Raw genomic sequence first — 22,886 nt, 5'->3', positions numbered from 1 at the left:
TCATGGACACGTCGGAGGGGTCCCGTCGTCGGCCGCGGAGGTCGCCGGACGGCTCGGCCAGGGGAGGTCGAGGAAGCCGCCGAGCCGGTACCCGAGCCGTGCGACCTCGGCTCGGGTGCGCGGGTCGGTCAGGGCCGCGAGCTCCGCACCCCACGCGTACCCCCAGGCGAAGCGCCCGAGGTCGGGGTCGTCCGGCAGCGACGGGTGGGCGTTGACCTCGAGGCTCGCCGCGCCGCGGCGGCGCGCCGCCGCGAGCGCCGCGCGCAGGCGGTCGAGGTCCATCGCGCCGGCCTCGTCCAGGCCGGCGTAGTCGTGCGTGCCCACCAGGCCGGCCGCGGTGACACGGCGCCGGGTGCGCGCCGCCATCAGACGCACGCCCCAGCCTAGCGCGGAGCGAGCGTGACTCGTGGGCAGGCGGACCGCCCGCACGCGGTGGCGCGCGGCGAGCTCGGCCACCACGGTTCCGACGGTCGGCCACAGGTGGGTGTGCTGGTGGGTGTCGAGGTGGGTGAGCGCCAGACCGGCCCCGAGGAGCCGGTCGACCTGGGCGCCGAGCTCCCGCCGCACGTCGTCGGGGTCGATCCGGCCCAGCGCGCCGCGGCGCACCACCGTGCGGTAGCTCAGCGGGAGACGACCGCGTCGGTCGAGAAGGGTGGGGATCTCCCGCGCGCTCAGCACGGGCGGATCCTCGCCCACGAGCGCCAGGTGGGCCCCGACCTCCAGGGTGGGGCGGGAGCGCAGCATCGCGACGGCGTCGTCGAGCTCCCGCCCGACGGCCAGCAGCGACGTCGCCGTGACGACGCCCTCGTCGTGTGCGTGCGCGACCGCCGCGTTCACGCCCCGGGTGAGTCCGAGGTCGTCGGCCGTGACGACGAGGAGCCGCTCGGTCACGGGCGAGCCAGCTCGCGGCGCAGCGCGAGGAGCTCGCGGACGAGGGCTCGGATCACGGCCGGCGAGGACAGGGTCGAGACGCCGCGCGTCCGCGGGAAGTAGTCCACCCCGATCTGCAAGATCTCGAACCCGGCGTTCCGGGCACGCACCACGATCTCGGCGTCGATGAACGAGCTCTCGCTCTTGGGGTGCACCGTGTCGACCACGCGGCGCGTCATGAGCTTGAAGGAGAAGTTGATGTCGCGGACGCGGGTCTTGAACAGCACGCTGATCAGCCCGTTGTAGACGAACGAGTAGACCGTCCGCAGCGGACCCTCACCCGTGCGGTCCAGCCGGTAGGCGCTCACCATGTCGACCTCGTAGGTGCGCAGGACCCGCAGCGCGCGCCGCAGCTCACCCATGTCCCAGGGCAGATCGGCGTCGGTGTAGAGCACCACGTCCCCGCGGGATGCGGCGAGCCCGGACTTGATCGACCCGCCGAGCTTGCGGTTCCTCGCGTGGTGCACGACCCGGACCCGGTGGTCCTGCGCGGCGAGCCCGTCGGCGATCTGCGGGGTCGCGTCCGTCGAGGCGTCGTCGACGATCACGATCTCGTAGTCGCCAATCTCGCCAGCCGCCACCATGAGGTCGCACGTGCCGCTGGCGGCGGTCACGGCCCGCTCGACGTAGTCCTCCTCGTTCCACATGGGCAGGAAGATCGACAGCAGCTGGTCGGCCGTGGACCAGACAGCGGGTTCGCGGTGCGAGTCTCCGCTCGACTCGCGCTGACCGGGGCCCATCAGGCGACCTGGATCATGTGGGTGAAGCACCACGCCAGCGTGACCAGCGTCAGTGCCAGCACGGTGACGGTGGCGATCTGCAGCCATCGTGGTCGCTGCGCCAGCCAGTCACCGCTGACCAGGAGCGCGGGGAAGGCCGCGAGCGCGTAGCGGCCCGCGCCCATGAAGTCCTTCGTGCCGATGATCGGGATGGCGATGACGATCGCGGTGTACGCGAGGTAGCCCCAGCCGAAGCGGCGCTGCACCCGCGGCAGGAGGAGCACGACGGCGAGGCACGAGAGAGCCTGCACCGTCAGGTTGAGCACGATGGCCCACTCGCCGTGCCAGATCGCGCCGAAGTATGGGATCTTGAACCACGTGTGCGGTCCGACGCCCTGGTTCCAGCCCGGTGAGGACTGCGTCTCGACGAAGGCGAGGGGGTTGCCGAACTCGACCCAGAGCCACGTCATCCACGCCACCAGGCCGAGCGGCGCGATCAGGACGCCGAGATGGCGTGGTCGCACGAGCCGCACCGCAGCCATCAGGTCGCGCAGGTGGACGGGTCGACCGGGCTGGGTCGCGAGCTGGTCGAGCACCCGGACCACGAGCCCGACGGCGACGGCGATGCCGAACGGGCGGGATGCGACGGCGGCTGCCCCGACGATGCCCGCGAGCAGGTAGTGACGGCGCTCCAGGAGCAGGAAGGCACTCACCGCGAGTGCGAGGTTCGTGCCGTCGGAGTACGCGGGACCGTGCAGGAAGAACGCGTAGGGGTAGGTGAGGAGCACGGCGACGCCGAGCATCGCCGAACGGGCGGGCAGCCGGTCCCACGCCCAGCGCGCCGCGAGCACCGTGGCGAGCAGCCCGGCGAGCGAGGCGACGAGGTAGCCGGCGAGCTGCGTGTCCCCGACGACGAGCGCGGCCGCGCGGACGAGCATCGGGAAGACCGGGAAGAACGCGATCGGCGACTGCTGACCGGGGACGTAGTAGTACCCGTTCTCGGCGATCCCGACGTACCAGTTCGAGTCGAAGCGAAGCCACCCGTCGACGAAGGCGATCCCGGTCGCGCCCTCGCTGGGGACGGCTCGCGCCGAGCGGGCGCTCATGAACGAGAGCAGCACCGTGATGGCAAGGTAGGTGCCGATCACCCCGAACCAGGGGAACCTCGCGCGAATCGACGTCTGACCCACCGCCGGAGCCGCTTCGATCGACGACACGCAGACCTCACAAGGGATGGTGGTGTGTCCCGGCGACACCCGGGACGACCATAGTGATCCCGGGGGCACCGAGAGGCGGTTCTCGTGCGCTTCTCCCGTCGGTTCTTGTGGAGGCTCTGTGACGTCGCTCGTGGGTTACGTGGCCCTGGTCGCTGCGGCGCTGTGCTCGGGGACCGCGCTGCTCCTGCAGGCCCGTGCGGCCCGCGGCGTGGACGTGGACCACCCGGTGTCGGTGCTGGCGCGGCTCGTGCGGAGCCCGGCCTACCTGTTCTCGCTCGGGCTGGTCGTGGTGGCGTTCGTGCTCGCGGCCGCGGCGCTGCGCGTGCTACCGGTGTTCACGGTCCAGGCGGTCCGGGCGTGCTCGGTGCTCGTGCCGGCGCTGCTGGCACCGCGTCTGCTCGGGATCCGGGTGCGGCCCCGGGAGTGGGCGGCGGTGGTCGCGATCGGAGTCGGCCTCGTGCTGCTGGCCTCCTCGGCGCAGGCCGGCGCCTCGCACCCGCACCGCGGGGCGACCTGGTGGGTCCTGGGCACCGTGGTGCTGGCGGCTGTCGTCACGCTCGTCGTGGTGGGTCGTCCGCCCTCGCCCGCCGCGGGGGTCGTGCTCGCGGTGGCGGCCGCCCTGGGGTACGGCTCGCTCGCGGTGGGCATCCGGCTGGTCGGGCCGGTGGCACCGACGCAGATGCTCGCGCACGGCGTGTTCTGGGTCGCGGGTTCTGGTGGTGCGCTCGCTCTCGCGGCGACCGCCCTCGCCTTCCAGCGTGGCGGCGCCGTGATGGTCGCCGCGCTCGTGACGGGTGGTGAGACGGTGCTCGGCGCGCTGGGCGGGGTGCTGCTCGCGGGCGACGGCGCGGTCCCCGGTCGGGGCTGGCTCGCCGTCGTCGGCCTCGGGTGCGTGCTCTCAGGCGCGGTCTCGCTGGCGCGTTTCGGCGCCGCCGCCGAGGTCGGCGTCGGGGCGGTGGAGCCACGCGCTCTGGAGGATCTCGGTCGGCCCGCGTGACGCCGTCCAGCCCAGGGTGTCGCGCGCCAGTGTGACGTCCGCGACGACGGCGGCGGGGTCCCCGGACCGGCGCCCGGCCTCGGCCCACGCACCCGGCCGCCCGGCCAGCTCGCAGAGCCGCGCCACGACGTCGCGCACGGAGGTCCCCACGCCCGTCCCGAGGTTGAGGGCGGGAGGCACGTCGGCCCCCGCCCAGAGCGCGTCGAGCGCCCGGACGTGCGCCTCGGCGAGGTCCTGGACGTGGACGAAGTCGCGCACGCAGGTGCCGTCCGCGGTCGGGTAGTCGGTCCCGTTGACCACGGGGCTGCGGCCCGCGCGCAGCGCGGCCACCGTGGCGCTGACGAGGTTCTCGGTGCTGCGGTCGGCGAGGACGCCGTCCTGCGTGCCCGCCACGTTGAAGTAGCGCAGAGCGATCGTGCGGCTCCCGGTCGCACGTGCGAAGTCGGCGAGGAGCCACTCGCCGGCCAGCTTCGAGCGGCCGTAGGGGTTGACCGGGCGTGGCGGGTGCCCCTCGGTGACGCGGCCGGCCGTGACGTCGCCGTACACCGCGGCCGAGGAGGAGAAGACCACGGTGCGGACCTCGCCGTCGGCCAGCGCGCGGAGCAGCCGGAGCAGGCCGGTGACGTTCTGCTCGGCGTACTGCAGCGGTCGCACCACCGACTCGGCGACGCGCTTGTGCCCGGCCAGGTGGATCACGGAGCCGACCCGGTGCTCGCGCAGCGCCGCCGCGAGGCGGGCCGGCGTGCCCGGGTCGGTGAGGTCGAGGCGGAGCAGGGTCAGGCCGCGGACCCGTTCCGGACGTCCCAGCGACAGGTCGTCCAGCACGACGACGCCGCGTCCCGCGGCGGTCAGGGTGTGGGCGACGTGCGACCCGATGTAGCCGGCACCGCCCGTGACGAGCACCGTGTCGGGTGCCGCGCTCGGACGTCGGGGCGTGGTCACCCGGCCTGCTCCTCCTGCTCGGTCTGGGTCGGCAGGGTCCCGTCGAGCACCTGCTGCCAGAACACCGGCGCGGCTGCCTCGTCGAGCAGGACGGTGGAGCCGAGGTCGCCCGGACGGTAGTCCGAGTCCGCGATGGGGGGCGCGCCACGGAAGCCGCCGGGGCCGGTCGCGTTGCGGAACGTCAGGGCCATCCGGCCCAGCGCGAGGATGCCCGTGTCCGGGTCAGTCACGAGGTTGTCCGTCGCGACGCGGACGAGGTTGAGCTGGCGCCCGGGCTCCAGCAGCGACGGACCCTTGAGCTTGCCCATCACGGCCTGGATCACCTGCTGCTGGCGCTGGCCGCGCCCGATGTCGCCGGTCGGGTCCGACTTGCGCATCCGGGCGAACGCCAGCGCGTCCGTCCCGTTCACCTCGTGGCAGCCGGCTGTCCAGACCATGCCGGAGTCGACGTCGTCCACGTCGGAGTCCCAGCACAGCTCGACGCCGCCCACGCCGTCCACGATGGACACCACGCCGCCCATGCCGACCTCGACGTAGTGGTCCACCGTGATGCCGGTCAGCTGCTCCACCGTCTGGACGAGCAGCGGGGCCCCGCCGTACGCGAAGGCGGCGTTGAGCTTGCCCGGCCCGACCCCGGGGATGTCCACGTAGGTGTCGCGGGGGAGCGAGACGAGCGACGGCGTGCCGTTCGCCGGCGCGGTGAGCAGCATGATCGTGTCGGTGCGCTGGCCGGTGGTCGTCGTGTCCTCGATCGCGCCGTCCGCGCGGGAGTCCGAGCCCGCCAGGAGGTAGGTGACCCCCGGGGTCGCTGCGGCGCCCGACAGCGCCTCGACGTGCTGGATCCGGCCGTTGGCCCAGATCAGGAGCCCCACGGGCCACGCGAGCAGGAGCACCAGGGCGATCACCGCGGCGAGGACGATGCGGCGTCGCCGGTGGGTCGAGCGGCTGACCGGCCGGTCGGGCACGCCCGTCGTCCCCGGTCGCCCGGGACCACCGGGGCCGCCACCGGCGGTCCCGGCGAGCGGCCGTCCGACGGTGGGCCGGTTGCCTCCCGCGCCCGCAGCGACGGGCTGTGCGCCGCCGGGGCGCGCCGAGACGCCAGGGCGGCCCGGGGCGGCCCCGGACAGGGGGACGGCCCGCGTGGCACCGACCGCCGGATCGGTGCGCGACCCGCGGGCGGGCGCGGTGGGCCGGCCGGGACCGGAGGCGGGGCGCTGCACCGGGATGGGACGGGCCACCCCGGGTGGCGGCTCGGCCGCCGGGCGCTCGGCCCCGGCCGAACCAGGCGAGCGCTCGCCCGGGGTCGTGGACGTCCGGCCGGGTTCAGGAGTGGTCCGGCCGAACGGCGCGCGCCCCGGAGGCGTCGCCGGCTGCCGCGGCGGCAGCGGGGCGCGCGCCGGCGCCTCGGGCGCACGGGCGCCCGACGGCGGACGCGCGGGCACGCCCGGGCGAGGAGAGGGGGGCGCGCCCCGTCCGCTCGCGGCCCGCTCGGCCGGCGAGGGCCCCGTCCGTCCCGGAATCCGGCGTCCGGTGCCGGGTTCGAACGACGGCGGGAGCTCCTCGTCGGCCATGTCAGCGTCCGAGCTGGGCGTACTTCGCCTCGGTCGCGTCCTTCTGCGGCCGCCACCACGCCTCGTTGGCCTGGTACCACGCCACGGTGGCCGCGAGGCCCTCGCCAAAGTTGCGGTAGCGCGGCTCCCAGCCCAGCTCGGTGCGCAGGCGGGTCGCGTCGATCGCGTAGCGCATGTCGTGGCCCGGTCGGTCGCTCACGTGGTCGTAGGCGTCCCGCTCCAGCCCCATGATCTCGAGGATCGCCTCGACCACGTCCTTGTTGCTCGTCTCGCCGTCGGCGCCGATGAGGTACGTCTCGCCGATCGCGCCCTTCTCGATGATCGACCAGACGGCCGAGTTGTGGTCCTCGACGTGGATCCAGTCGCGCACGTTCTCGCCCTTGCCGTACAGCTTGGGCCGGATGCCGTCGATCACGTTGGTGATCTGGCGCGGGATGAACTTCTCCACGTGCTGGTAGGGGCCGTAGTTGTTGGAGCAGTTCGAGATCGTGGCCTGCACCCCGAAGCTGCGGACCCACGCACGCACCAGCAGGTCGGACGACGCCTTGGTCGAGGAGTAGGGGCTCGAGGGGTTGTACGGCGTGTCGGGGGTGAACTTCGCCGGGTCGTCGAGCTCGAGGTCGCCGTAGACCTCGTCGGTGGAGATGTGGTGGTAGCGGGTGTCGTGGCGGCGCACCGCCTCGAGCAGCTGATAGGTCCCGATCACGTTGGTGCGCACGAACGGCCAGGGGTCGTGCAGCGAGTTGTCGTTGTGCGACTCGGCGGCGAAGTGCACGACGACGTCGGTGTCGGCGACCAGGGAGTCCACCAGGTCGGTGTCGGCGATGTCGCCCTTGACGAAGGTCACGGCGTCCGCCACGGGGTCGAGCGAGCTCTCGTTCCCCGCGTAGGTGAGAGCGTCGAGCACGGTGAGCTCGACGTCGGGGCGCTCCCGCACCGTCTGGTGGACGAAGTTGGCTCCGATGAAGCCGGCTCCGCCGGTCACGAGCATGCGCATGGTTCCTCCGGGGGTGAGTGTTCTGCCCGCCAGGCTACCGAGACGAGGAGGGGTTCTCGCGGAGGACTAGCGGATGTCGAGCGACGAGCCGAGCGCGAGCACGCCCGAGCCGAGCGTGGGCGTCACCATCCGGAAAGACGCCCCCTCGGGTACACGGTGCAGGTCGCGGCCGTCGCGGTCGCGCAGGGCAGCCTGGATGACGTACTCGCCCTCGGCGACGTGCATGTCCTGCAGGTGGACGGTGAAGCGGTGCGTGCCGGGGGCGAGATCCAGGGTCCGGCCGAGCTGCGTCGTCGTGATCCCGTAGATCGAACCACCGGACGTCGTGCCGATGCCGATCTCGATGTCGACGCCCGGGAGCGGGTCCTCCGCCTCGAGCTCGAACAGGATGTCGAGCCCGTCCCCGGTGCGCAGCGCCGGCACGCCGCCTGCCTGCGACCCGCTGGAGAGCGCGAACCCGGTGAACCGTGCTCGGGCCTGCGGCTGGATCTGGGCGCCGGACTGGCGCTGCTTGTCGAGCTCGGCGAGCCGGGTCTCCTCGAAGTCCTCGCGCAGCGCGCGCAGCGCATCCCGCGGGGTGCCGTCCGCGATCATCGTGCCATGGTCGAGCACGACTGCGCGGTCGCAGAACTCTGCCACCTGGTCCAGTCCGTGCGTCACCAGGATGATCGTGCGTCCCTCGCGCTGGAACGTGCGGATCTGGTCGAGGCACTTGCGCTGGAAGGGCTCGTCTCCGACGGCGAGGACCTCGTCGACGAGCAGGATGTCCGGATCGACGTTCGTCGCCACGGCGAACGCGAGCCGCACGTACATGCCGGAGGAGTAGAACTTCACCTGCGTGTCGATGAACTCCTCGATACCGGAGAAGTCGACGATCGAGTCGAACGCCGCGTCCGTCTGCGCGCGCGAGAGCCCGAGGATGGACGCGTTGAGGTAGACGTTCTCGCGCCCTGTCAGGTCGGGATGGAAGCCCGCCCCGAGCTCGAGCAGAGCGGCGATCCGCCCTCGGTAGCGCACCTCTCCCGTGTCGGGCTGCAGGATGCCCCCGATGACCTTGAGCAGCGTGCTCTTGCCGGAGCCGTTGTGTCCGATGAGGCCGACGGTGCTCCCGGCGGCGATCCGCAGATCGATGTCCCGCAGCGCCCAGAACTCCTCCTTGTGGCGCTGGGACCGTCCGAAGTTGACCACGCGCTCCTTGAGCGACTTCTCCTTGCGGATGACGAACCTCTTGGAGACGTTCTCGACGTCGATGACAGTGAGATCGCCCATCAGAGCTCCTGAGCGAAGTTGGCCTGGAGACGGGCGAACACACGCTGCCCGATCCACAGGACGAGGACACCGACAACCAGGGCGACGAGCAGGCGGAGCATGAGCTCGTCCGGGTGGGCGAACTGCGCGGTGTTCACCTCCGCTGCGGGACGGCCGACCTGCGCCGCCGCGGCGCCGGGCGCCCAGATGGCCTGCTGGAACCCGATCACGGCCACCGTGACCGGGTTCGCGAGAAAGACCTCGTTGAGCCAGTGGGCTCCCATCTCGTCGAAGGCGTCGCGGGCGTAGGACCACGCGTACACGATCGGGGAGGCCCAGAAGAAGACCATGATGAAGACCTCGACCAGGTAGCCGACGTCGCGCAGATACACGTTCCACGCCGACAGCATGAGCGCGAGCGCCGTCGCCCAGACGACGATGACGAGCAGCGAGACGGGGAAGTACCACCACGCGCTGGTGGTCGGGAACCCCGAGAGCACCACGGTGGCCGCGATCAGGATCCCGAACTGGATCGCGAAGTTGAACAGTGCGGAGCCCACGCTGGCGATCGGAAAGATCTCGCGGGGCAGGTACACCTTCTTGATCAGCCCCGAGTTGTTCACGATGGAGCCGGTCCCGGCCGTCACGATCTCGCTGAACAGCGTCCACAGCGTGAGGCCGGAGTAGATGAAGATCGCGAACCCGTCGATGCCTCGCGAGGCACCGAGGAACTTGCCGAGCGCGACGTAGTAGACCAGCAGCATCACCAGGGGGCGGATGACACTCCAGACGAACCCGAGCGCACTGTCCTTGTAGCGCGACTTCAGCTCGCGCCGAACGAGGTAGCCGAGCAGCTCCCGGCGCGCCCAGATGTCCCGGATCGTGCGGAGCGTGCCGAGCGCGAGGCCCCGTCCCGCGCCGGCCTGCCTCATCGGCTCGTCGGCCAGCTCCGCGCGCCGGCGCTCGGCTGTCGTGAGCTGGGTAGCGCCGCTGGCGCCAGTCGCTGCTGGATCTCCTGCACTCGGGGGCACCGGGGTAGCCTACCGAGGGGTCGCGCCGCCCCGGTCCGTGGGCGTCCGGCGGAGCCACACGGGGCGGATGGAGAAGCGTGGAAGAGCAGAGCACGAAGTCGCGCGACGGCGTGGTGTCGGTCGTCATCGTCAACTTCCGAGGCGCACAGGACACGATCACGTGCGTCCGGGCGTTCGATGCGATCGAGTGGCCCAAGGACCGCCTCGAGATCGTCGTCGTCGACAACGACTCCGGCGACGGCAGCGAGGAGCTTCTGCGCAGCGAGCTGCCTGACGTACGGGTGATCCAGTCCGGCGGCAATCTGGGGTTCGCGGGTGGCTGCAACCTCGGTGTCCGCGAGGCGACCGGGGAGCACGTCGCGTTCATCAACAACGACGCTCGTCCCGGCTCTACCTGGATCTCCGCCGCGGTCGAGGCCATGGCCGCCGACCCGGCGATCGGCGCCGTCGCGAGCAAGGTCCTGGACTGGGACGGGGAGCTCATCGACTTCGTCGACGGTTCGCTCACCTGGTTCGGCATGGGCTACAAGCGCGAGGCCACCTGGCCCGACTCGCCCGAGTACGACGAGCCCAAGGACGTGCTCTTCGGGACGGGCGCGGCGATGCTCATGCGGCGTGACCTGTTCCTCGAGGTCGGCGGGTTCGACGAGCGGTTCTTCATGTTCTACGAGGACGTCGACCTCGGCTGGCGGCTCAACATCCTGGGCTGGCGCGTGCGCTACGTTCCGGGTTCGGTCGCCTACCACAAGCACCACGTCACGATGAAGAAGTTCGGTCAGTACCGGGAGAACTACCTGCTCGAGCGCAACGCGCTCATGTCGATGTACAAGAACCTCGACGACGTCTCACTGGCGAAGGCGCTGCCGGCGGCGATGGGACTTGCCGTGCGGCGTGGACTCGCGCAGGGCGGGGTCGACGCCACGGCTCTGGATCTGCAGCGCTCCCCCGGAGGCGACGACGTCGGTTCCCTGGAGATCCCGAAGCTCGGGCTCACGGGTGCTTACGCCGTGGACTACTTCGTCGACAACATCGCGACCCTTGCCGAGTCCCGCGCGCAGCTGCAGGCGTCTCGCCGGCGTACGGACCGCGACATCTTCCCGCTGTTCCGGCACGCGATCGAGCCGGCGTACCCGATCGAGTCCTACCTCGCGGCGCACGCGGCGCTCGTCCAGGCCTTCGGCATCGACGAGCACTTCGTGACCAGCCCGCGCATCCTCGTCGTGACGGGCGAGCCCATCGCCGAGCGGATGGCCGGTCCTGCCATTCGCGCCTGGGAGATCGCCAAGGTCCTGTGCCGGACGCACGAGGTGCGTCTCGTCTCGACCGCCGGCGTGCGCATCGAGGGAGCCGGGTTCACCGCGGAGTATGCGACCGGTCAGGCGCTCCACGCGGCCACCGACTGGGCGGACGTGATCATCTTCCAGGGCTTCCTCCTCGAAGGCGCTCCGTGGCTCAAGGACAGCGCCAAGATCCTTGTCGCCGACATCTACGACCCGATGCATCTCGAGCAGCTCGAGCAGGCCAAGGACCTGGGCGAAGCCGGACGCGCGGTGACGATCTCCGAGATCACCCGGATCCTCAACGACCAGCTGGTGCGAGGCGACTTCTTCCTCTGCGCGTCGCAGAAGCAGCGTGACTTCTGGCTCGGTCAGCTCGCCGGCATGGGTCGCGTCAACGCTCGCGTGTACGACCAGGACCCCAGTCTCGACTCCCTGATCGAGGTGGTGCCTTTCGGCATTCAGGACGACCCGCCCGTCCAGCGCCGGCACGGCATCAAGGGGACGGTGCCCGGAATCTCCAGCACGGACAAGGTGATCCTCTGGGGGGGCGGGATCTACAACTGGTTCGATCCGCTCACGCTGATCCGGGCCGTAGGTCGCCTCTCGGCGACGCACCCGGAGGTGCGCCTCTTCTTCATGGGGCTCAAGCACCCGAACCCCGGGGTGCCCGACATGCGCATCGCGTGGGAGGCGCGTGAGCTGGCCGACGAGCTCAGGCTCACGGACCGGATCGTGTTCTTCAACGAGGGGTGGGTCCCGTACGACGAGCGCGCGGATCTGCTGCTCGACGCCGACGTCGGTGTGTCGACCCACTTCCATCACATCGAGACCGCCTTCTCCTTCCGCACGCGCATTCTCGACTACCTGTGGTGCAGCCTTCCGATCGTGGCGACGCAGGGCGACGCCTTCGGTGATCTCATCGCCCAGCGCGGCCTGGGAGTAGCTGTGCCCCCGGAGGACGAGGAAGCGCTCGTGCAGGCCCTGGAGTGGATGCTGTACGACGAGGAGGCGCGCGCGGCGGCGACGAGCGCGATTCAGGTGGTCGCGCAGGAGTACCGATGGTCGCGCGTGCTCCAGCCCCTCGTGGACTTCTGCCGGACGCCCCTTCGGGCGCCCGACCTCGTGGAGCGGCTCGGCGGTGCCGGAGCGGTGGCGCACGCGTTCCCGCCGCGCCCGTCGAGCCTCAAGGGCGACCTCGCTCTGATGCGCGAGTACTTCCAGGCCGGCGGCGTGCGGGAGGTCGTCAGCCGGGCCAAGGGTCGCGTGATCAAGGTGATCGGCTCGAGATAGGAGCCGTCCCCCGGAGCCCGCAGACAGGGCTCCGGGGGACGGGTCCCGGACGGCGTGGCGCGGGAGCGCTAGGAGCGGCGCACCGGGACCGATATCACCCCGAGGAGCATGCTGGACATGATCGTCTGCACGCCGAGCATCATGAGAAGCGAGGCGGGAACGGCGAGGCGGACGGTGTCGACGACGTCCTGGGGCCCGAAGCCCGACGCGGCCCAGACGGCGAACTGGACGATCCCGACCACAAGTCCGAGAAGGAACAGGACTACTCCGAGCAGGGCGCCTGACTCCAGCGACACGCGCGCAGCGAACCGCTCGAATCGGGCCGATCGAGGTATCCAGAACCCCTCGTGCTGGGCGTACATCTTCGTGAGGACAGCGAACAGCAGCGCCTGGTAGCCCACCACGGCGAGGGCGGCGAGGTAGACCTGGGTCGCGACGTTGAGGCCCACCTGGCCGAGCTGGATCGGCGTGATGGCGAGCACCGCGCTTCCGATCAGGCCCACGAGGAAGGCGATGAGTCCCGGGTACAGGAAGAGCCAGCGAGGGCTGTAGAGCAGCAGGAAGCGAAGGTGTCGCCATCCGTCGTGCCACGATCGCAGGTGGGGTGGGCGCGAGCGTCCGTCCTTCTTCAGCGTGGTGGGGACCTCGCTGATCTTCAGGCCCGAGAGCGTGGACTTGACCACCACCTCGCTCGCGAACTCCATGCCCGTGGTGATGAGCCCGATGCGCAGGATCGCGTCGCGTCGGAAGCCCCGCAGCCCGCAGTGGAAGTCGCGGATCTGGCTCGGGAAGAACAGGCGGCCGACGAACGAGAGCACAGGGTTGCCCAGGTACTTGTGGAGCGGTGGCATGGCGCCGGGCTCGATACCGCCGCGGAACCTGTTCCCCATGACGAGGTCGTCACCCGAGCGCAACCTCTCGACGAAGGGGTCGAGGTCGGAGAAGTCGTAGCTGTCGTCTGCGTCGCCCATGATGACGAACGTCCCCCGAGCGGCGCGAATGCCGCCCATGAGCGCGCTGCCGTAGCCCTTCTCCGCAACCGGCACGACCCGAGCCCCGAGCCGGGTCGCGATCTCCTGGGAGCCGTCGGTTGATCCGTTGTCAGCGATCACGATCTCGCCCAGCACGCCGGAGCGATCCAGGTACCCCTGTGCCTTGCGGATGCACACCTCGAGCGTCTCGGCCTCGTTGAGGCACGGCATCACGATCGAGAGCTCGACCGGGGAGGTCGTCGCAGGGGTGTCAGGCTGTGCAGGCATGGCTTCTCGTTTCCTGAGTTGGTATCAGACCAGCGTAGGAGCCATGGCCTCGATCGGTCGCCGACGCCACGCCAGAAGACCGTGGACGACTGCGGTCACGAGCGTACCCATCGCGAGGCCGCCGGCCGCCGCGGCACCCGCGTCGATCGTGCGTCCGAGAATCACCATGCCGAGGACTCCGACGACCGCTCCACCGATGGTGACGATCGCCGACTGTCGTGCCCGTCTCGTGACGAGGAGCACACTGGCGGCCACGGTGGTGAACGAGAAGAGCAGGACGCCCCCGAGCAGGGCGAGGGTGTATCCCACGGCAGCCTGGTAACGATCGCCGTAGACCACGTCCACCACGAACGGAGTGAGCGCTGCCACCGCCGCGAACGCGACGGCGAGCAGGGCCGAGATCGCGACCAGCGCTCGCCGCGTGTGGCGCACCGCGGCCACTGCGTCCTCGTGCTGCCAGTGCGACATCCGCGGGATCAGGACCTGGCTCACGGCATGGGCGAGCATGGACGCGGGCGTGGCGATGGCGATCGCCGCCGCGAACTGACCCGCGGTGTCCGGCGTGCCGGTCAGGTAGGTGAAGACCATGGTGAACTGGATCAGGCCGTTGGAGGCGAGCAGCATGCCGGAGTTCCAGGCGATGAGCTGGGTGAGCTCGTGGCCGAGCGGGCCACGCCCCGTCTCGTCGGCGCTGGCACCGGCGCTCGCGCGGCGGGCGGCGAGCGCCGCCGCAGAGGCGAACACCGCATACCCGACCGACAGCGGCAGCAGCGCCAGCGTGCTTATCTGACCAACCGAGACGAGGGCGACGGTCGCCAGGGTGGCGGCTGTGGAGATGCCGTCCCACACCGTGGCCGACTCGACCTGACCCATCCCCATGCGGACTCCCCGCAGGTAGATGTACGCCGACCACGTGACGACGAGCAGGGTGAACTGGGCGACGTCGCCGGGCGCCGCCCGGATCGAGAACGCGGCGATCGCGGCGAACACCACGGCGATGCAGGCGACCGACGTGAGGAACGACCGCGACAGCGCGTCGAGGGTAGGTCGGGTCGGGCGTCCCGCCGCGAGATCGCGCGCGAGGGCCGTACCGGCCGCGTTGCCCGCGGCGGTCGGCCAGAGCAGAGACGCGAGGATGGACAGCGAGAGCAGCGTGTTCACGACACCGAAGCGCTCGGGCCCGAAGACTCGCGCCACGACCGTGGTGTAGGCGAATCGCCCCAGCCCCTGGACCAGCAGCCCGCCGGTTGACAGCACTGTCTGGCGGATCAGGGATGATGAGGGCACCCGCGCATCGTAGTTGGAGGCGCGCTCACGACTGGAAGGACGCAGGGCCGTGCCGCACGACATCATGCTTCCGTTCTACGGCAGGCCGGACCACCTGCGGATCGCGGTCGCCAGCGTCCTGGCGCAGACGGATCCCGACTGGCGACTCGTGGTCATCGACGATCACTACCCGGACGAGTCGGCCTGGACGTGGCTGCAGGGCCTCGACGACCCCCGGGTCCATGTTCGTCGACACACCTCGAACCGGGGGATCAACGCCACGTTCCAGGAGTGCGTCGAGCGCTCGAGCGCGGAGTGGGTGACGATCTTCGGCTGCGACGACGTCATGGACCCGCGCTACCTCGAGGGGGTGCGCCGCCTGGTTCGTACGAATCCGGGCGCCACCATGGTCCATCCCTCGACGCGGATCATCGACGGTGACGGGAACGAGGTCCGGACCCTCGTCGACTCGGCGAAGGCGTGGTACCGCCCCCACGGTCGAGGCGTGCACGTCCTGACCGGTGAGGAGCTCGCCGTGAGCGTCACGCGCGGCAACTGGATGAACTTCCCCGCCGTTGCCTGGCGCGGTGAGGAGCTTCGGGCGGTGGGGTTCCGACCCAACCTCAACGTCGTCCAGGACCTCGCGCTCGTCGTGGACCTGTGCGAGGCGGGTGGATCGCTGGCCGTGGAGATTGCCGACCCGACCTTCTCGTACCGACGCCACGCCGCATCGGTCTCCTCGTGGCGGGCTGTGGACGGGAGCCGGTTCGCGGAGGAGCAGGCCTTCTTCCGCGCACTGGCCGAGCGCTTCGGGAGGCGGGGATGGCGTCGGGCCGCACGTGCGGCGCGTTGGCACGTCTCGAGCCGCGTCAACGCCGCCTCGCAGCTGCCGCGCGCGCTCAAGGCGCGCGACCTCTCCGGTGCGCGCGTCCTGACGCGGCACCTCGGCGGTCTCACGCTGCGGGGATGACCTCCCAGATCGTCAGGGAGCCGCTGGCGACGTCGAAGGACTCCACGGGCGCGAGGCAGGACGGGTCGAGCGAGACCGAGCTGTCGGACAGCACGAAGTCGACGTTCTCCTGCGCGAAGGTCGAGCACCCGTCGAAGGTCACCAGGATCTGGTCGGGGGCAGGGTTGGCCACGACGGGTTCGCCTGGACCTGCGGTCCAGCTGACCCCGGCCAGTCTGTTCCACTCGTCCTCGAACTGGTCGTCGGGATCGATGAGCGACCACATCTCCTCCGACGGCGCGCCCTGGAACCCGTTGAACCCTGTCACGCCCGACTCCAGGAGCAGCGCGGTCGGGAGCCGTCCGCCGACGCCTACCCATGTCGCCGCAGGCTCCTCACCGTCGAGCGTGACGATGGCCTGAGACATCGGTGTCTCGCGCAGGTCGAACACGCCGCGGTAGAGCGGGTTGACGTCGTAGGTGGTGACCGCGCCGACGACCAGCAGGAGCGACACCCCGGCCGCCAGGTGCGCCCGCGCCAGGAGCAGGAGCGCCAGCGCACCCAGGACCGCGAGAACCTTCCAGTACTGCGCCGCCGCGAGGGTGCCCGGGAACGCGTCGCGGACCTGAGCCGCGATGAGGATCTGAGAGCCGAGGTACGCGACCGGTCCGATCGCGCACACCACCCACCCCGGTCGGCGCTCGTGCGAGAGGTCGCGCGCCAGCGCCACGACCACCACGATCGAGGCGAACCCCAGGCCCATCCGTAGCCGGTTCGGCAGGACCTGATCGAACAGCATGATCCGCGCGACGGTGTCCCATCCGGGCACGTACTGGAACGCGAAGACGAGGACCATGGCGGCAGCGCCTCCGAGCGCCAGCCAGGGAAGCCGTTCGTGCGCCCGGGACCGCTGCACCGTCAGCCAGGCCACCACCGGGAGGAGGAAGAGCCCGGCGAGGAAGAAGGTCGACGCCTCGGACTGGTTCGTGCCGTACCACTCGCCCTGCTTCAGCGCGCGCGCGAAGGAGGAGGAGAACGTCCACACGAGCCAGTCGACCCCGCCCTGACCGCTGGGGAAGGACCTGTCACCCGGGTACGTCGTCGAGAGAAAAGCGTCGATCGTGGCGCGCCGTCCGCCGAGCCACACCAGCACCACCGCGGCCCCGGCCACTCCGGCCGCCGCGACGGGGGAGAGCCGCCGCAGAGTCTCGCGCCAACCGAGGCCGTCCCGCACGGCCGAGATCGCGAGACCTGCCCCGCCCAGTGCCGCGACCAGGGCAACCGGTTGGATGAAGGGGACGTAGATGCCCATCGCCATGACGGGGGTGAGGTACGCCAGCGCGGCGGACCACGCTATCCGAGGTCGCCACGAGCGCGCTCTCAGGCACCAGACGACGGTCGTGAGCACGACAAATCCCCATGCTGGCGGCCACAACGTCGTCTGCAGGAACCACCAGTGGAGCAGCGGGGAGAGGTAGAACGCGAGGCTGAGGCCCGCCGCGAGCACAGGGCGCCGCGGGAGCAGGGTCACCGCGAAGCAGTACCCCGCCGCGAGCAGCCCCAGCGCGGGCAGCCACCACTTGAGCGCGACGGCCCGATCGATGTCGAGGAAGAGAAATCCCAGCAGATGGGGACGGAAGGCCACCGACCAGTCCGCGCGGGGGAGGTCCTGCGGCACGGTGGCGTCCATCCCGCCGATGAAGGACTCGTTGACGTCCGGGAGGCCCTGCTGCGCCTGGGCGATCGCCCACACCGTCTGCACGTTCCACTCGTCGGTCCGGATCATGACCGGCGCACCGGCCACGAGGTCAGGATCGGGGCTCGAGGAGATCTCCGACCGCATCGCCGCCGAGGACGAGCCGTTGAGGCCGGTGAGCACGAGGGCGACACCCAGCACGAGGAGGAGCGCTGGCCCGGCCAGAAGGACTCGCCAGTTGGGGAGCCCGTCGGAGCGGGGCGTGGTCAGCCGCGACCACGTGAGGCGGGCACGCGACCATCGCGAGGGAGAGTCGGCGGATGTCATGGAACTCCTCGAAGCGCGTGCTCGGAGCTGTCGTCGGTCGGTCGGGTCGGCGCGGCGGGCCGAGCCCGCGGCACCTCAGACGCCAGGAAGGTACAGGTCGTGCTCGGGGGTGCCCCACCGCTCGAGGATCGCACGATGCTCCCACTCGTGCACCGTGCTGACCCGGGTCCTCGACTCGAAGTGCGTGGCGTGGACGTCGGCCAGCCACACGAGCCGGCGGCCGGTGCTGCGCACCTTGTAGGAGAGGTCGACGTCGTTGAAGTTCGAGGGGAGGAAGGTCCAGAAGCCGCCCACCTCGTCGATGACCTCCCGCCGCAGCGCGACGCAGGCGGCGGTGAGTCCCGAGACCTCCCGGTCCACGACCAGCGCCCCGAACGGTCCGGGGTCCTCGTCGAGTGCACCGTGCAGCGTGTGGACGAACTGGTCGGCGTAGTACGAGTGTCCTGCGTGCTGGATCGTTCCGTCGGAGAAGGTGAGGCGAGCGCCTGTCATGCCGACGCCTGGCTCCTCGAGCGGGGCGCAGAGCTGCTCGAGGAACGACTCGGACTGGATCTCGACGTCGTCGTTCAGAAACACCACGACATCGCCGCTGGCCCGCACGTAGCCGAGGTTGCACTTCTCCGAGAAGTTGAACGGACGTGCGTACTCGACCAGGACGAGCGCCTCGCCACACGTCTCGCGGAGGCTGGACAGCACGTCGTCGGGAGTGTCGGAGTCGTACACCACGACGATCTCGAGCAGGCCGTGGTCCGTGTGAGCCAGGAGGGACAGGACCGCATCGAGCACGAAGCACCGCTCCACTCCCCAGGCGAGACCGTGCGCGCCGCGCGTGGGAATGACGACGCTGACGAGGGTGCGCGGGTCGAGGTGGCGAATCGTGCGGTACGTGTGGGCGATCCGCGCCATCACGACGCGATCCTGGGCGCGGCCGACCCGGTCGAGATGGTCGCGGACCGCACGCAGCCCAGCCTCGGAGGCGTAGTCCTTCGCGGTCGTGTCCCCCGCGGTGGAGCCGGGGACGATGCGCCAGTGGTAGAGAACCTCCGGCAGGTGCACCACCGGATCGCCCAGCTCGGTCACGCGCAGCGCGAGGTCGTGGTCCTGCGAGCCGTCGAAGCCCGCACGGAAACCGCCCACACGCCGAACGAGGTCGTGCCGCAGCGCGGAGAGATGACCGAGGTACATCTGGTGCCGAAGCCGCTCGGGGGACCACTCCGGTTTCCGGAACTCGCCCGTGAGCGTTCCGTCCGGGCCGATCTTGTCCTCGTCGGTGTACACGTACCCGACGCCCGGGGAACCGGCGATCGCCTCGGCCACCCGCTCCAGAGCGGTCGCCTCCAGCAGATCGTCGTGGTCCAGGAGGACCACCCACTCCCCGGTTGCGCGCTCGAGCGCGTCGTTCGACGCCCGCACGATATGACCGTTCGAGTCGCGTTCGCGCACGCGGATCCGGGGTTCGGCCTGGGCCGCCGAGCGCAGCACGGCCAGAACCTCCGGGTTCGGGCTCGCATCGTCGACGACGATCCACTCCCAGTCGGTGAACGTCTGGGCCAGCACGCTGTCGACCGTTGCCTGCAGGTCGCGCGGCGCGGGGTCGTACACGGGCGTCACGATGCTGAAGAACGGGGTTGCCACGACGGATCAGCCCTCGTGACGCAGGCGACGTCGCACGCGACCCGCCAGCGACCGCAGCCTGCGGGTCACCCCGGGCTGCTGCCGGAGGCTGGCGTTCTCGGCCAGTGCACGGGCGAGGCGCTCGTGGGTCTGGAGGACGTCCTCGACCGTTGACGCCAGGCGGGCGTGCGTCTCGATGAGCTCCTCGCGCGTTGACGCCAGGCGGGCGTGCGTCTCGATGACCTCCTCGCGCAGCTGAGCGGTCGTCGCGCGCAGGGACTCGGTCTCGTGCCGGTAGCGGGCGGCCGCGGCCTCGCTGCCCATGGCGTAGTCCCGCAGCGAGAGCAGTGCCAGGCGTTCCTGCTGAAACGACTCCAGGATCGCGGCCTGGCGGGCCGCTCGGGCCGTCGGGACGTCCCCGATCCGGCGCCGGGCGGCGTGCACGTCGTGCGGGCGGTCGTAGTCCACGAGAGGGAGGCACGCAGGAGCGTCCTCGGTCGGCTCGCCCGCCTCAGCCTCGACGATGAACTGGAACGCCGACGCGTGCTCCTGGTCCCGCACCCATTCGACGATGTCGTCCGGGAGCGCCTTGTCGTCCACGTCGACCTCGGTCGCCAGGACGTCGAGCACCGTCGACTCGAGCGAGGTGATCCGGAACCCGTTCTCCTGGAAGAGAGCGACGACGGACTCGTAGGTGAAGAAGCGGACGTGCGTCTCGTCGAGCAGACCTTCGGGTGTATAGCGCCACCGGCCCTCGAGCAGCGCGAGTCGGACAGAGCCGTGGGCGACGTTCGGGATCGACGCGATCAGGCGCCCGCCCGGCGTCAGCATCGAGAGGGCGTCCCGTACGTGCCGTTCGGGCGTGAGGAGATGCTCGAGCACGTCGCCGAACACGATCGCGTCGAACGGGCCCTCGACGAGCGCGTCCAGGCTGGAGACGTTCAGGTCACCGACCGCACCGCCGGACAGCGTCCCGCTGGCCAGCTCGTACGCGTCCGGGTCCATCTCGATGCCCCAGACCCGGTACCCGTGCTGGGTGAGTGCGGACGCCAGATCACCCGACGCGCAGCCGACGTCGAGAATCGATCCACCCGGCGGCACGCAGTGCTGGATGCGGCGCAGGATCGCGGACTGGCTGTTGTTCATGTTCGCCACGTCGACGCTCGTGCGGTACTTCACGGGATCACGCGTCCGGTCGTCGCCACGCCCTGACCATACTCAGCCCCACCGGTCCTCACGGGACCACCACGTCGCGGCACGCGAACAGCGTGTGTGCCGCGCCGAAGGGGTCGATCGCGAACTGACAGACCGAGTGCGTCCCGGAGGCCACCGTGAGCGTCGTCGTGTAACCGTGCGCAGTGCCGTTGTTGAAGACCGCTGCCACGTCGGGCCGAGGGTTCGAGGCCAGTCCGGAGTGAGCGCCGACGTTGTCGACATACGTGTCCACCCGGATCGGGTCCGGGGTGTGGGGGCTCATCGCCCAGCCGATGAGCGTGATCGTCCCCGGCGCCGTCGTGACGACGTCGAGCGTTCCTCGCGGCGCGAGACCAGCCACCGTCGCTGTCCGACAACCGATCTGCCTGGCGGCCGACGTGTACGGGTCGATCGCCTCGACGCAGACGTTCCGGGTCCCCGGCGCCGAGGTGAACGCGAGGTCGAACCCGTGGTTCGCTCCGTTCGCGAACGCCCGGTCCACGTCGGGCCGGCTTCCGGCGGCAGTTCCGGTCGCGACCACCACGCCGTCGACGAGGGCCCGCACCTGGATGGACGCAGAGGTGTGCGGCGTCATAGCCCAGCCCGACGCGGTGACGACTGCGCCGTTCACCGAGACCGCGTCATAGGACCCGCGCGGCATCGCGCCCGCCACGGTGACGGCGGCGCACCGCTGCGTGTGCGTGCTCCCGTACGGGTTGATGGCGTAGACGCACACCTGATGCGCGCCCGGAGTGGCCACGATCGCGAGGTCGAACCCGTGGTTGTCCCCGTTGCCGAACGCGCGCCCGACGTCGGGTCGAGACCTGTCGGCCGGCACGCTCGCCACGCCCTTGCCGTCCACGTAGACGTCGAGTCTGACCGAGGTCGAGGTGTGGGTGCTCATCGCCCATCCGCCGAGCCGGATCACGCCCTCCGAGCCGCTCGCAAGGTCGAGCGAGACTGCGGGTGGTGCCGATCGAGTGGACACGGTGGCGCACCGGAGCAGAGTGTTCGGGTTGCCCGTCGCGTCGATGGCGAACACGCAGACCGAGTGCGTCCCGTCGCTCGCCGCCACTCGGGTCGCGAACCCGTGGGCGTCACCGCGGCCGTAGATGGCCCCCACGTCCGGCCGGGAGCCCGAGGCTGTCACGTTGGCGGCTCCGACGCCGTCGACATAGACGTGCACGGGGATGGAGGCGTTGGTGTCCGGATCCAGGGCCCAGCCGCCGACGGTGATCCAGGGCCCGTCCGCCGTGAGCACGTCGAACGACCCGATCGGTGCCTGCCCCGTGGGGCTTCCGAACCAGTCGGAGAAGTAGCTGTGGAAGTTCCGGTTCCCGTAGGAGGAGCAGGCGTCCCCAGAGCCGTACGCAGTCGCCAGGGCCGCAGCGTTCGGCTGGTACGGCGTGTAGTTGTACAGGCCCGCAGTCGCCTGGTTGCTGATGTATACCTGACTCGAACCACAGGCGGCGTTCGGGTGGTACCCGATGGTGTTGGTCCTGCCGGCCACGTAGCCGTAGCGAGTCGGGTTCGCGCGGTAGCGCTGGAACTGGGACGCGGCGTTGTAGAGCTGGTTGAAGAACCCGTAGTACTGCGTGTCGCACGGCGCGCCGTCCGGGCATCCGTACCCCATGGCGATCTGGTACTTGCGTGCGGTCGGAGACGTCGTCGTGACGAGACCTTGCTCCTTCTGCAGCGTCACGAGCAGGACCTGCGGGTTCACGCCGCAGATCCTGGCGACATCCGCGATGATCGTCGCCGCCGACTGGTTGGTCGCGCCCGTGTACGCCGAGCACACGGAGGTCGCCTGCCGCGACGTCGTCGTCTCGGCGTAGTCCTTCAGGCACGCGACGGCCTTGTTCGCCGACGTGCAGGCGGAGCCCTTCGCCTGGAGGAACGACTGCACCTGCGCCTGGCTCATGCGGCCGGAGTCGTAGAACGTCGCGTCGCTGATGATGTACCCCGCGTCGAACCCCGGCGCCGCCGAGGAGGGTGCGACGACGGCGCTCGGTACCAGCGTGAGACCCGACGCGAGGAGGAGAGTCGTCACGACGAGTGTCGTCAGGCGCCGCAGTCGCTCGGTCACCGCGAGACCTCGACGGTCGTGGACCACCCTTCGTAGCGGTCGGAGGCGAAACCGAGTCTCACGGTCACCGGTCCGTCTCCCAGCTCGTCGGTCGGGACGGTGAGCGTGCCGCACGACGTCGTGGTCGCGTCCTCGTAGCTCGGTCCCGATGCCGTGGCCGACGCGCCGCTGCCGTTGGTGACCTCGGCGGTGCACGTCCCTGAGTCCTTGATCGAGACGAAGCCGGCGACTTCGACCGCGTCGCTCGCCGCACCTGCGTAGGTCACCGTCACG

18 protein-coding genes are annotated in these 22,886 nt (G+C 70.6%); 3 read left to right on the top strand and 15 right to left on the bottom strand.

Going from position 1 to position 22,886, the window contains the following annotated elements; translation table 11 throughout:
• Genes AC3AQ1_RS04385 through AC3AQ1_RS04375 form a run of 3 tightly spaced genes read right to left on the bottom strand, consistent with a single transcriptional unit; the run spans position 1 to position 2,797 of the window.
• Positions 1-891, bottom strand: coding sequence for a carbohydrate deacetylase (locus AC3AQ1_RS04385; RefSeq protein ID WP_108717973.1), 891 nt, complete (start codon positions 889-891; stop codon positions 1-3).
• Complete coding sequence (locus AC3AQ1_RS04380) at positions 888-1,670, bottom strand: glycosyltransferase family 2 protein (protein WP_108717972.1); 783 nt, start codon at positions 1,668-1,670, stop codon at positions 888-890. The genes AC3AQ1_RS04385 and AC3AQ1_RS04380 overlap by 4 nt, the downstream gene beginning before the upstream one ends.
• Positions 1,670-2,797, bottom strand: coding sequence for a hypothetical protein (locus AC3AQ1_RS04375; RefSeq protein WP_159096378.1), 1,128 nt, complete (start codon positions 2,795-2,797; stop codon positions 1,670-1,672). The genes AC3AQ1_RS04380 and AC3AQ1_RS04375 overlap by 1 nt, the downstream gene beginning before the upstream one ends.
• Before the next feature lie 187 nt (positions 2,798-2,984).
• On the opposite strand from AC3AQ1_RS04375, the gene AC3AQ1_RS04370 reads away from it, so the two are divergent.
• Positions 2,985-3,863, top strand: a complete 879-nt coding sequence (locus tag AC3AQ1_RS04370) for a hypothetical protein (RefSeq protein WP_108717970.1) — start codon at positions 2,985-2,987, stop codon at positions 3,861-3,863.
• On the opposite strand, the gene galE is transcribed toward AC3AQ1_RS04370, so the two are convergent.
• The 5 genes from galE to AC3AQ1_RS04345 form a co-directional block, all read right to left on the bottom strand.
• Entirely contained in the window at positions 3,765-4,805 is a 1,041-nt protein-coding gene (gene galE / locus AC3AQ1_RS04365; protein ID WP_108717969.1) for a UDP-glucose 4-epimerase GalE, read from the bottom strand. The genes AC3AQ1_RS04370 and galE overlap by 99 nt on opposite strands.
• Positions 4,802-5,770 carry an LCP family protein gene (locus AC3AQ1_RS04360; protein ID WP_234417761.1) on the bottom strand — a complete coding sequence of 323 codons (969 nt, stop codon included), beginning with the start codon at positions 5,768-5,770 and terminating at the stop codon, positions 4,802-4,804. Before AC3AQ1_RS04360 ends, galE begins: the two co-directional genes overlap by 4 nt.
• 607 nt (positions 5,771-6,377) lie before the next feature.
• Complete coding sequence (gene rfbB, locus AC3AQ1_RS04355; protein WP_108717968.1) at positions 6,378-7,373, bottom strand: dTDP-glucose 4,6-dehydratase; 996 nt, start codon at positions 7,371-7,373, stop codon at positions 6,378-6,380.
• Positions 7,374-7,439: 66 nt separating this feature from the next.
• Positions 7,440-8,642, bottom strand: coding sequence for an ABC transporter ATP-binding protein (locus tag AC3AQ1_RS04350; protein WP_108717967.1), 1,203 nt, complete (start codon positions 8,640-8,642; stop codon positions 7,440-7,442).
• The gene (locus AC3AQ1_RS04345) at positions 8,642-9,553 is read right to left on the bottom strand and encodes an ABC transporter permease (protein WP_108717966.1); all 912 of its coding nucleotides are present in this window, start codon (positions 9,551-9,553) and stop codon (positions 8,642-8,644) included. The genes AC3AQ1_RS04350 and AC3AQ1_RS04345 overlap by 1 nt, the downstream gene beginning before the upstream one ends.
• Before the next feature lie 176 nt (positions 9,554-9,729).
• On the opposite strand from AC3AQ1_RS04345, the gene AC3AQ1_RS04340 reads away from it, so the two are divergent.
• On the top strand, positions 9,730-12,222 hold the full coding sequence (locus AC3AQ1_RS04340) for a glycosyltransferase (RefSeq protein WP_199916525.1): 2,493 nt from the start codon (positions 9,730-9,732) through the stop codon (positions 12,220-12,222).
• A gap of 68 nt (positions 12,223-12,290) precedes the next feature.
• On the opposite strand, the gene AC3AQ1_RS04335 is transcribed toward AC3AQ1_RS04340, so the two are convergent.
• Entirely contained in the window at positions 12,291-13,481 is a 1,191-nt protein-coding gene (locus AC3AQ1_RS04335; protein ID WP_108717965.1) for a glycosyltransferase family 2 protein, read from the bottom strand.
• A gap of 24 nt (positions 13,482-13,505) precedes the next feature.
• A complete protein-coding gene (locus tag AC3AQ1_RS04330) occupies positions 13,506-14,768 on the bottom strand; it encodes a lipopolysaccharide biosynthesis protein (protein ID WP_159096377.1) in 1,263 nt (420 codons plus the stop codon).
• Positions 14,769-14,817: 49 nt separating this feature from the next.
• On the opposite strand from AC3AQ1_RS04330, the gene AC3AQ1_RS04325 reads away from it, so the two are divergent.
• Positions 14,818-15,717, top strand: coding sequence for a glycosyltransferase family 2 protein (locus AC3AQ1_RS04325; RefSeq protein ID WP_108717963.1), 900 nt, complete (start codon positions 14,818-14,820; stop codon positions 15,715-15,717).
• On the opposite strand, the gene AC3AQ1_RS04320 is transcribed toward AC3AQ1_RS04325, so the two are convergent.
• The 5 genes from AC3AQ1_RS04320 to AC3AQ1_RS04300 form a co-directional block, all read right to left on the bottom strand.
• Positions 15,701-17,719: a DUF7657 domain-containing protein gene (locus AC3AQ1_RS04320; RefSeq protein WP_108717962.1), complete on the bottom strand. Its 2,019-nt coding sequence runs from the start codon at positions 17,717-17,719 to the stop codon at positions 15,701-15,703. The genes AC3AQ1_RS04325 and AC3AQ1_RS04320 overlap by 17 nt on opposite strands.
• 75 nt (positions 17,720-17,794) lie before the next feature.
• Positions 17,795-19,354, bottom strand: a complete 1,560-nt coding sequence (locus AC3AQ1_RS04315; RefSeq protein ID WP_108717961.1) for a glycosyltransferase family 2 protein — start codon at positions 19,352-19,354, stop codon at positions 17,795-17,797.
• A 6-nt stretch (positions 19,355-19,360) separates the two neighbouring features.
• The gene (locus AC3AQ1_RS04310) at positions 19,361-20,512 is read right to left on the bottom strand and encodes a methyltransferase domain-containing protein (protein WP_108717960.1); all 1,152 of its coding nucleotides are present in this window, start codon (positions 20,510-20,512) and stop codon (positions 19,361-19,363) included.
• Between the two features lie 55 nt (positions 20,513-20,567).
• The gene (locus AC3AQ1_RS04305; protein ID WP_159096376.1) at positions 20,568-22,577 is read right to left on the bottom strand and encodes a hypothetical protein; all 2,010 of its coding nucleotides are present in this window, start codon (positions 22,575-22,577) and stop codon (positions 20,568-20,570) included.
• 32 nt (positions 22,578-22,609) lie between these two features.
• A complete protein-coding gene (locus tag AC3AQ1_RS04300) occupies positions 22,610-22,885 on the bottom strand; it encodes a hypothetical protein (protein ID WP_159096375.1) in 276 nt (91 codons plus the stop codon).
• Between the last annotated feature and the right edge of the window lies 1 nt (position 22,886).

The organism is Miniimonas sp. S16, assembly GCF_057748195.1.
The sequence above is the reverse complement of the archived record's forward strand: the minus strand, read 5'-3'. Positions and strand labels throughout refer to the sequence as shown.

What these genes read in the sequence shown, in the direction of transcription:
- AC3AQ1_RS04350 (WP_108717967.1), bottom strand. Translation starts at nt 8,642, where the DNA reads ATGGGCGATCTCACTGTCATCGACGTCGAGAACGTCTCCAAGAGGTTC.
- AC3AQ1_RS04320 (WP_108717962.1), bottom strand. Translation starts at nt 17,719, where the DNA reads ATGACATCCGCCGACTCTCCCTCGCGATGGTCGCGTGCCCGCCTCACG.
- rfbB (WP_108717968.1), bottom strand. Translation starts at nt 7,373, where the DNA reads ATGCGCATGCTCGTGACCGGCGGAGCCGGCTTCATCGGAGCCAACTTC.
- AC3AQ1_RS04380 (WP_108717972.1), bottom strand. Translation starts at nt 1,670, where the DNA reads ATGGGCCCCGGTCAGCGCGAGTCGAGCGGAGACTCGCACCGCGAACCC.
- AC3AQ1_RS04345 (WP_108717966.1), bottom strand. Translation starts at nt 9,553, where the DNA reads ATGAGGCAGGCCGGCGCGGGACGGGGCCTCGCGCTCGGCACGCTCCGC.
- AC3AQ1_RS04335 (WP_108717965.1), bottom strand. Translation starts at nt 13,481, where the DNA reads ATGCCTGCACAGCCTGACACCCCTGCGACGACCTCCCCGGTCGAGCTC.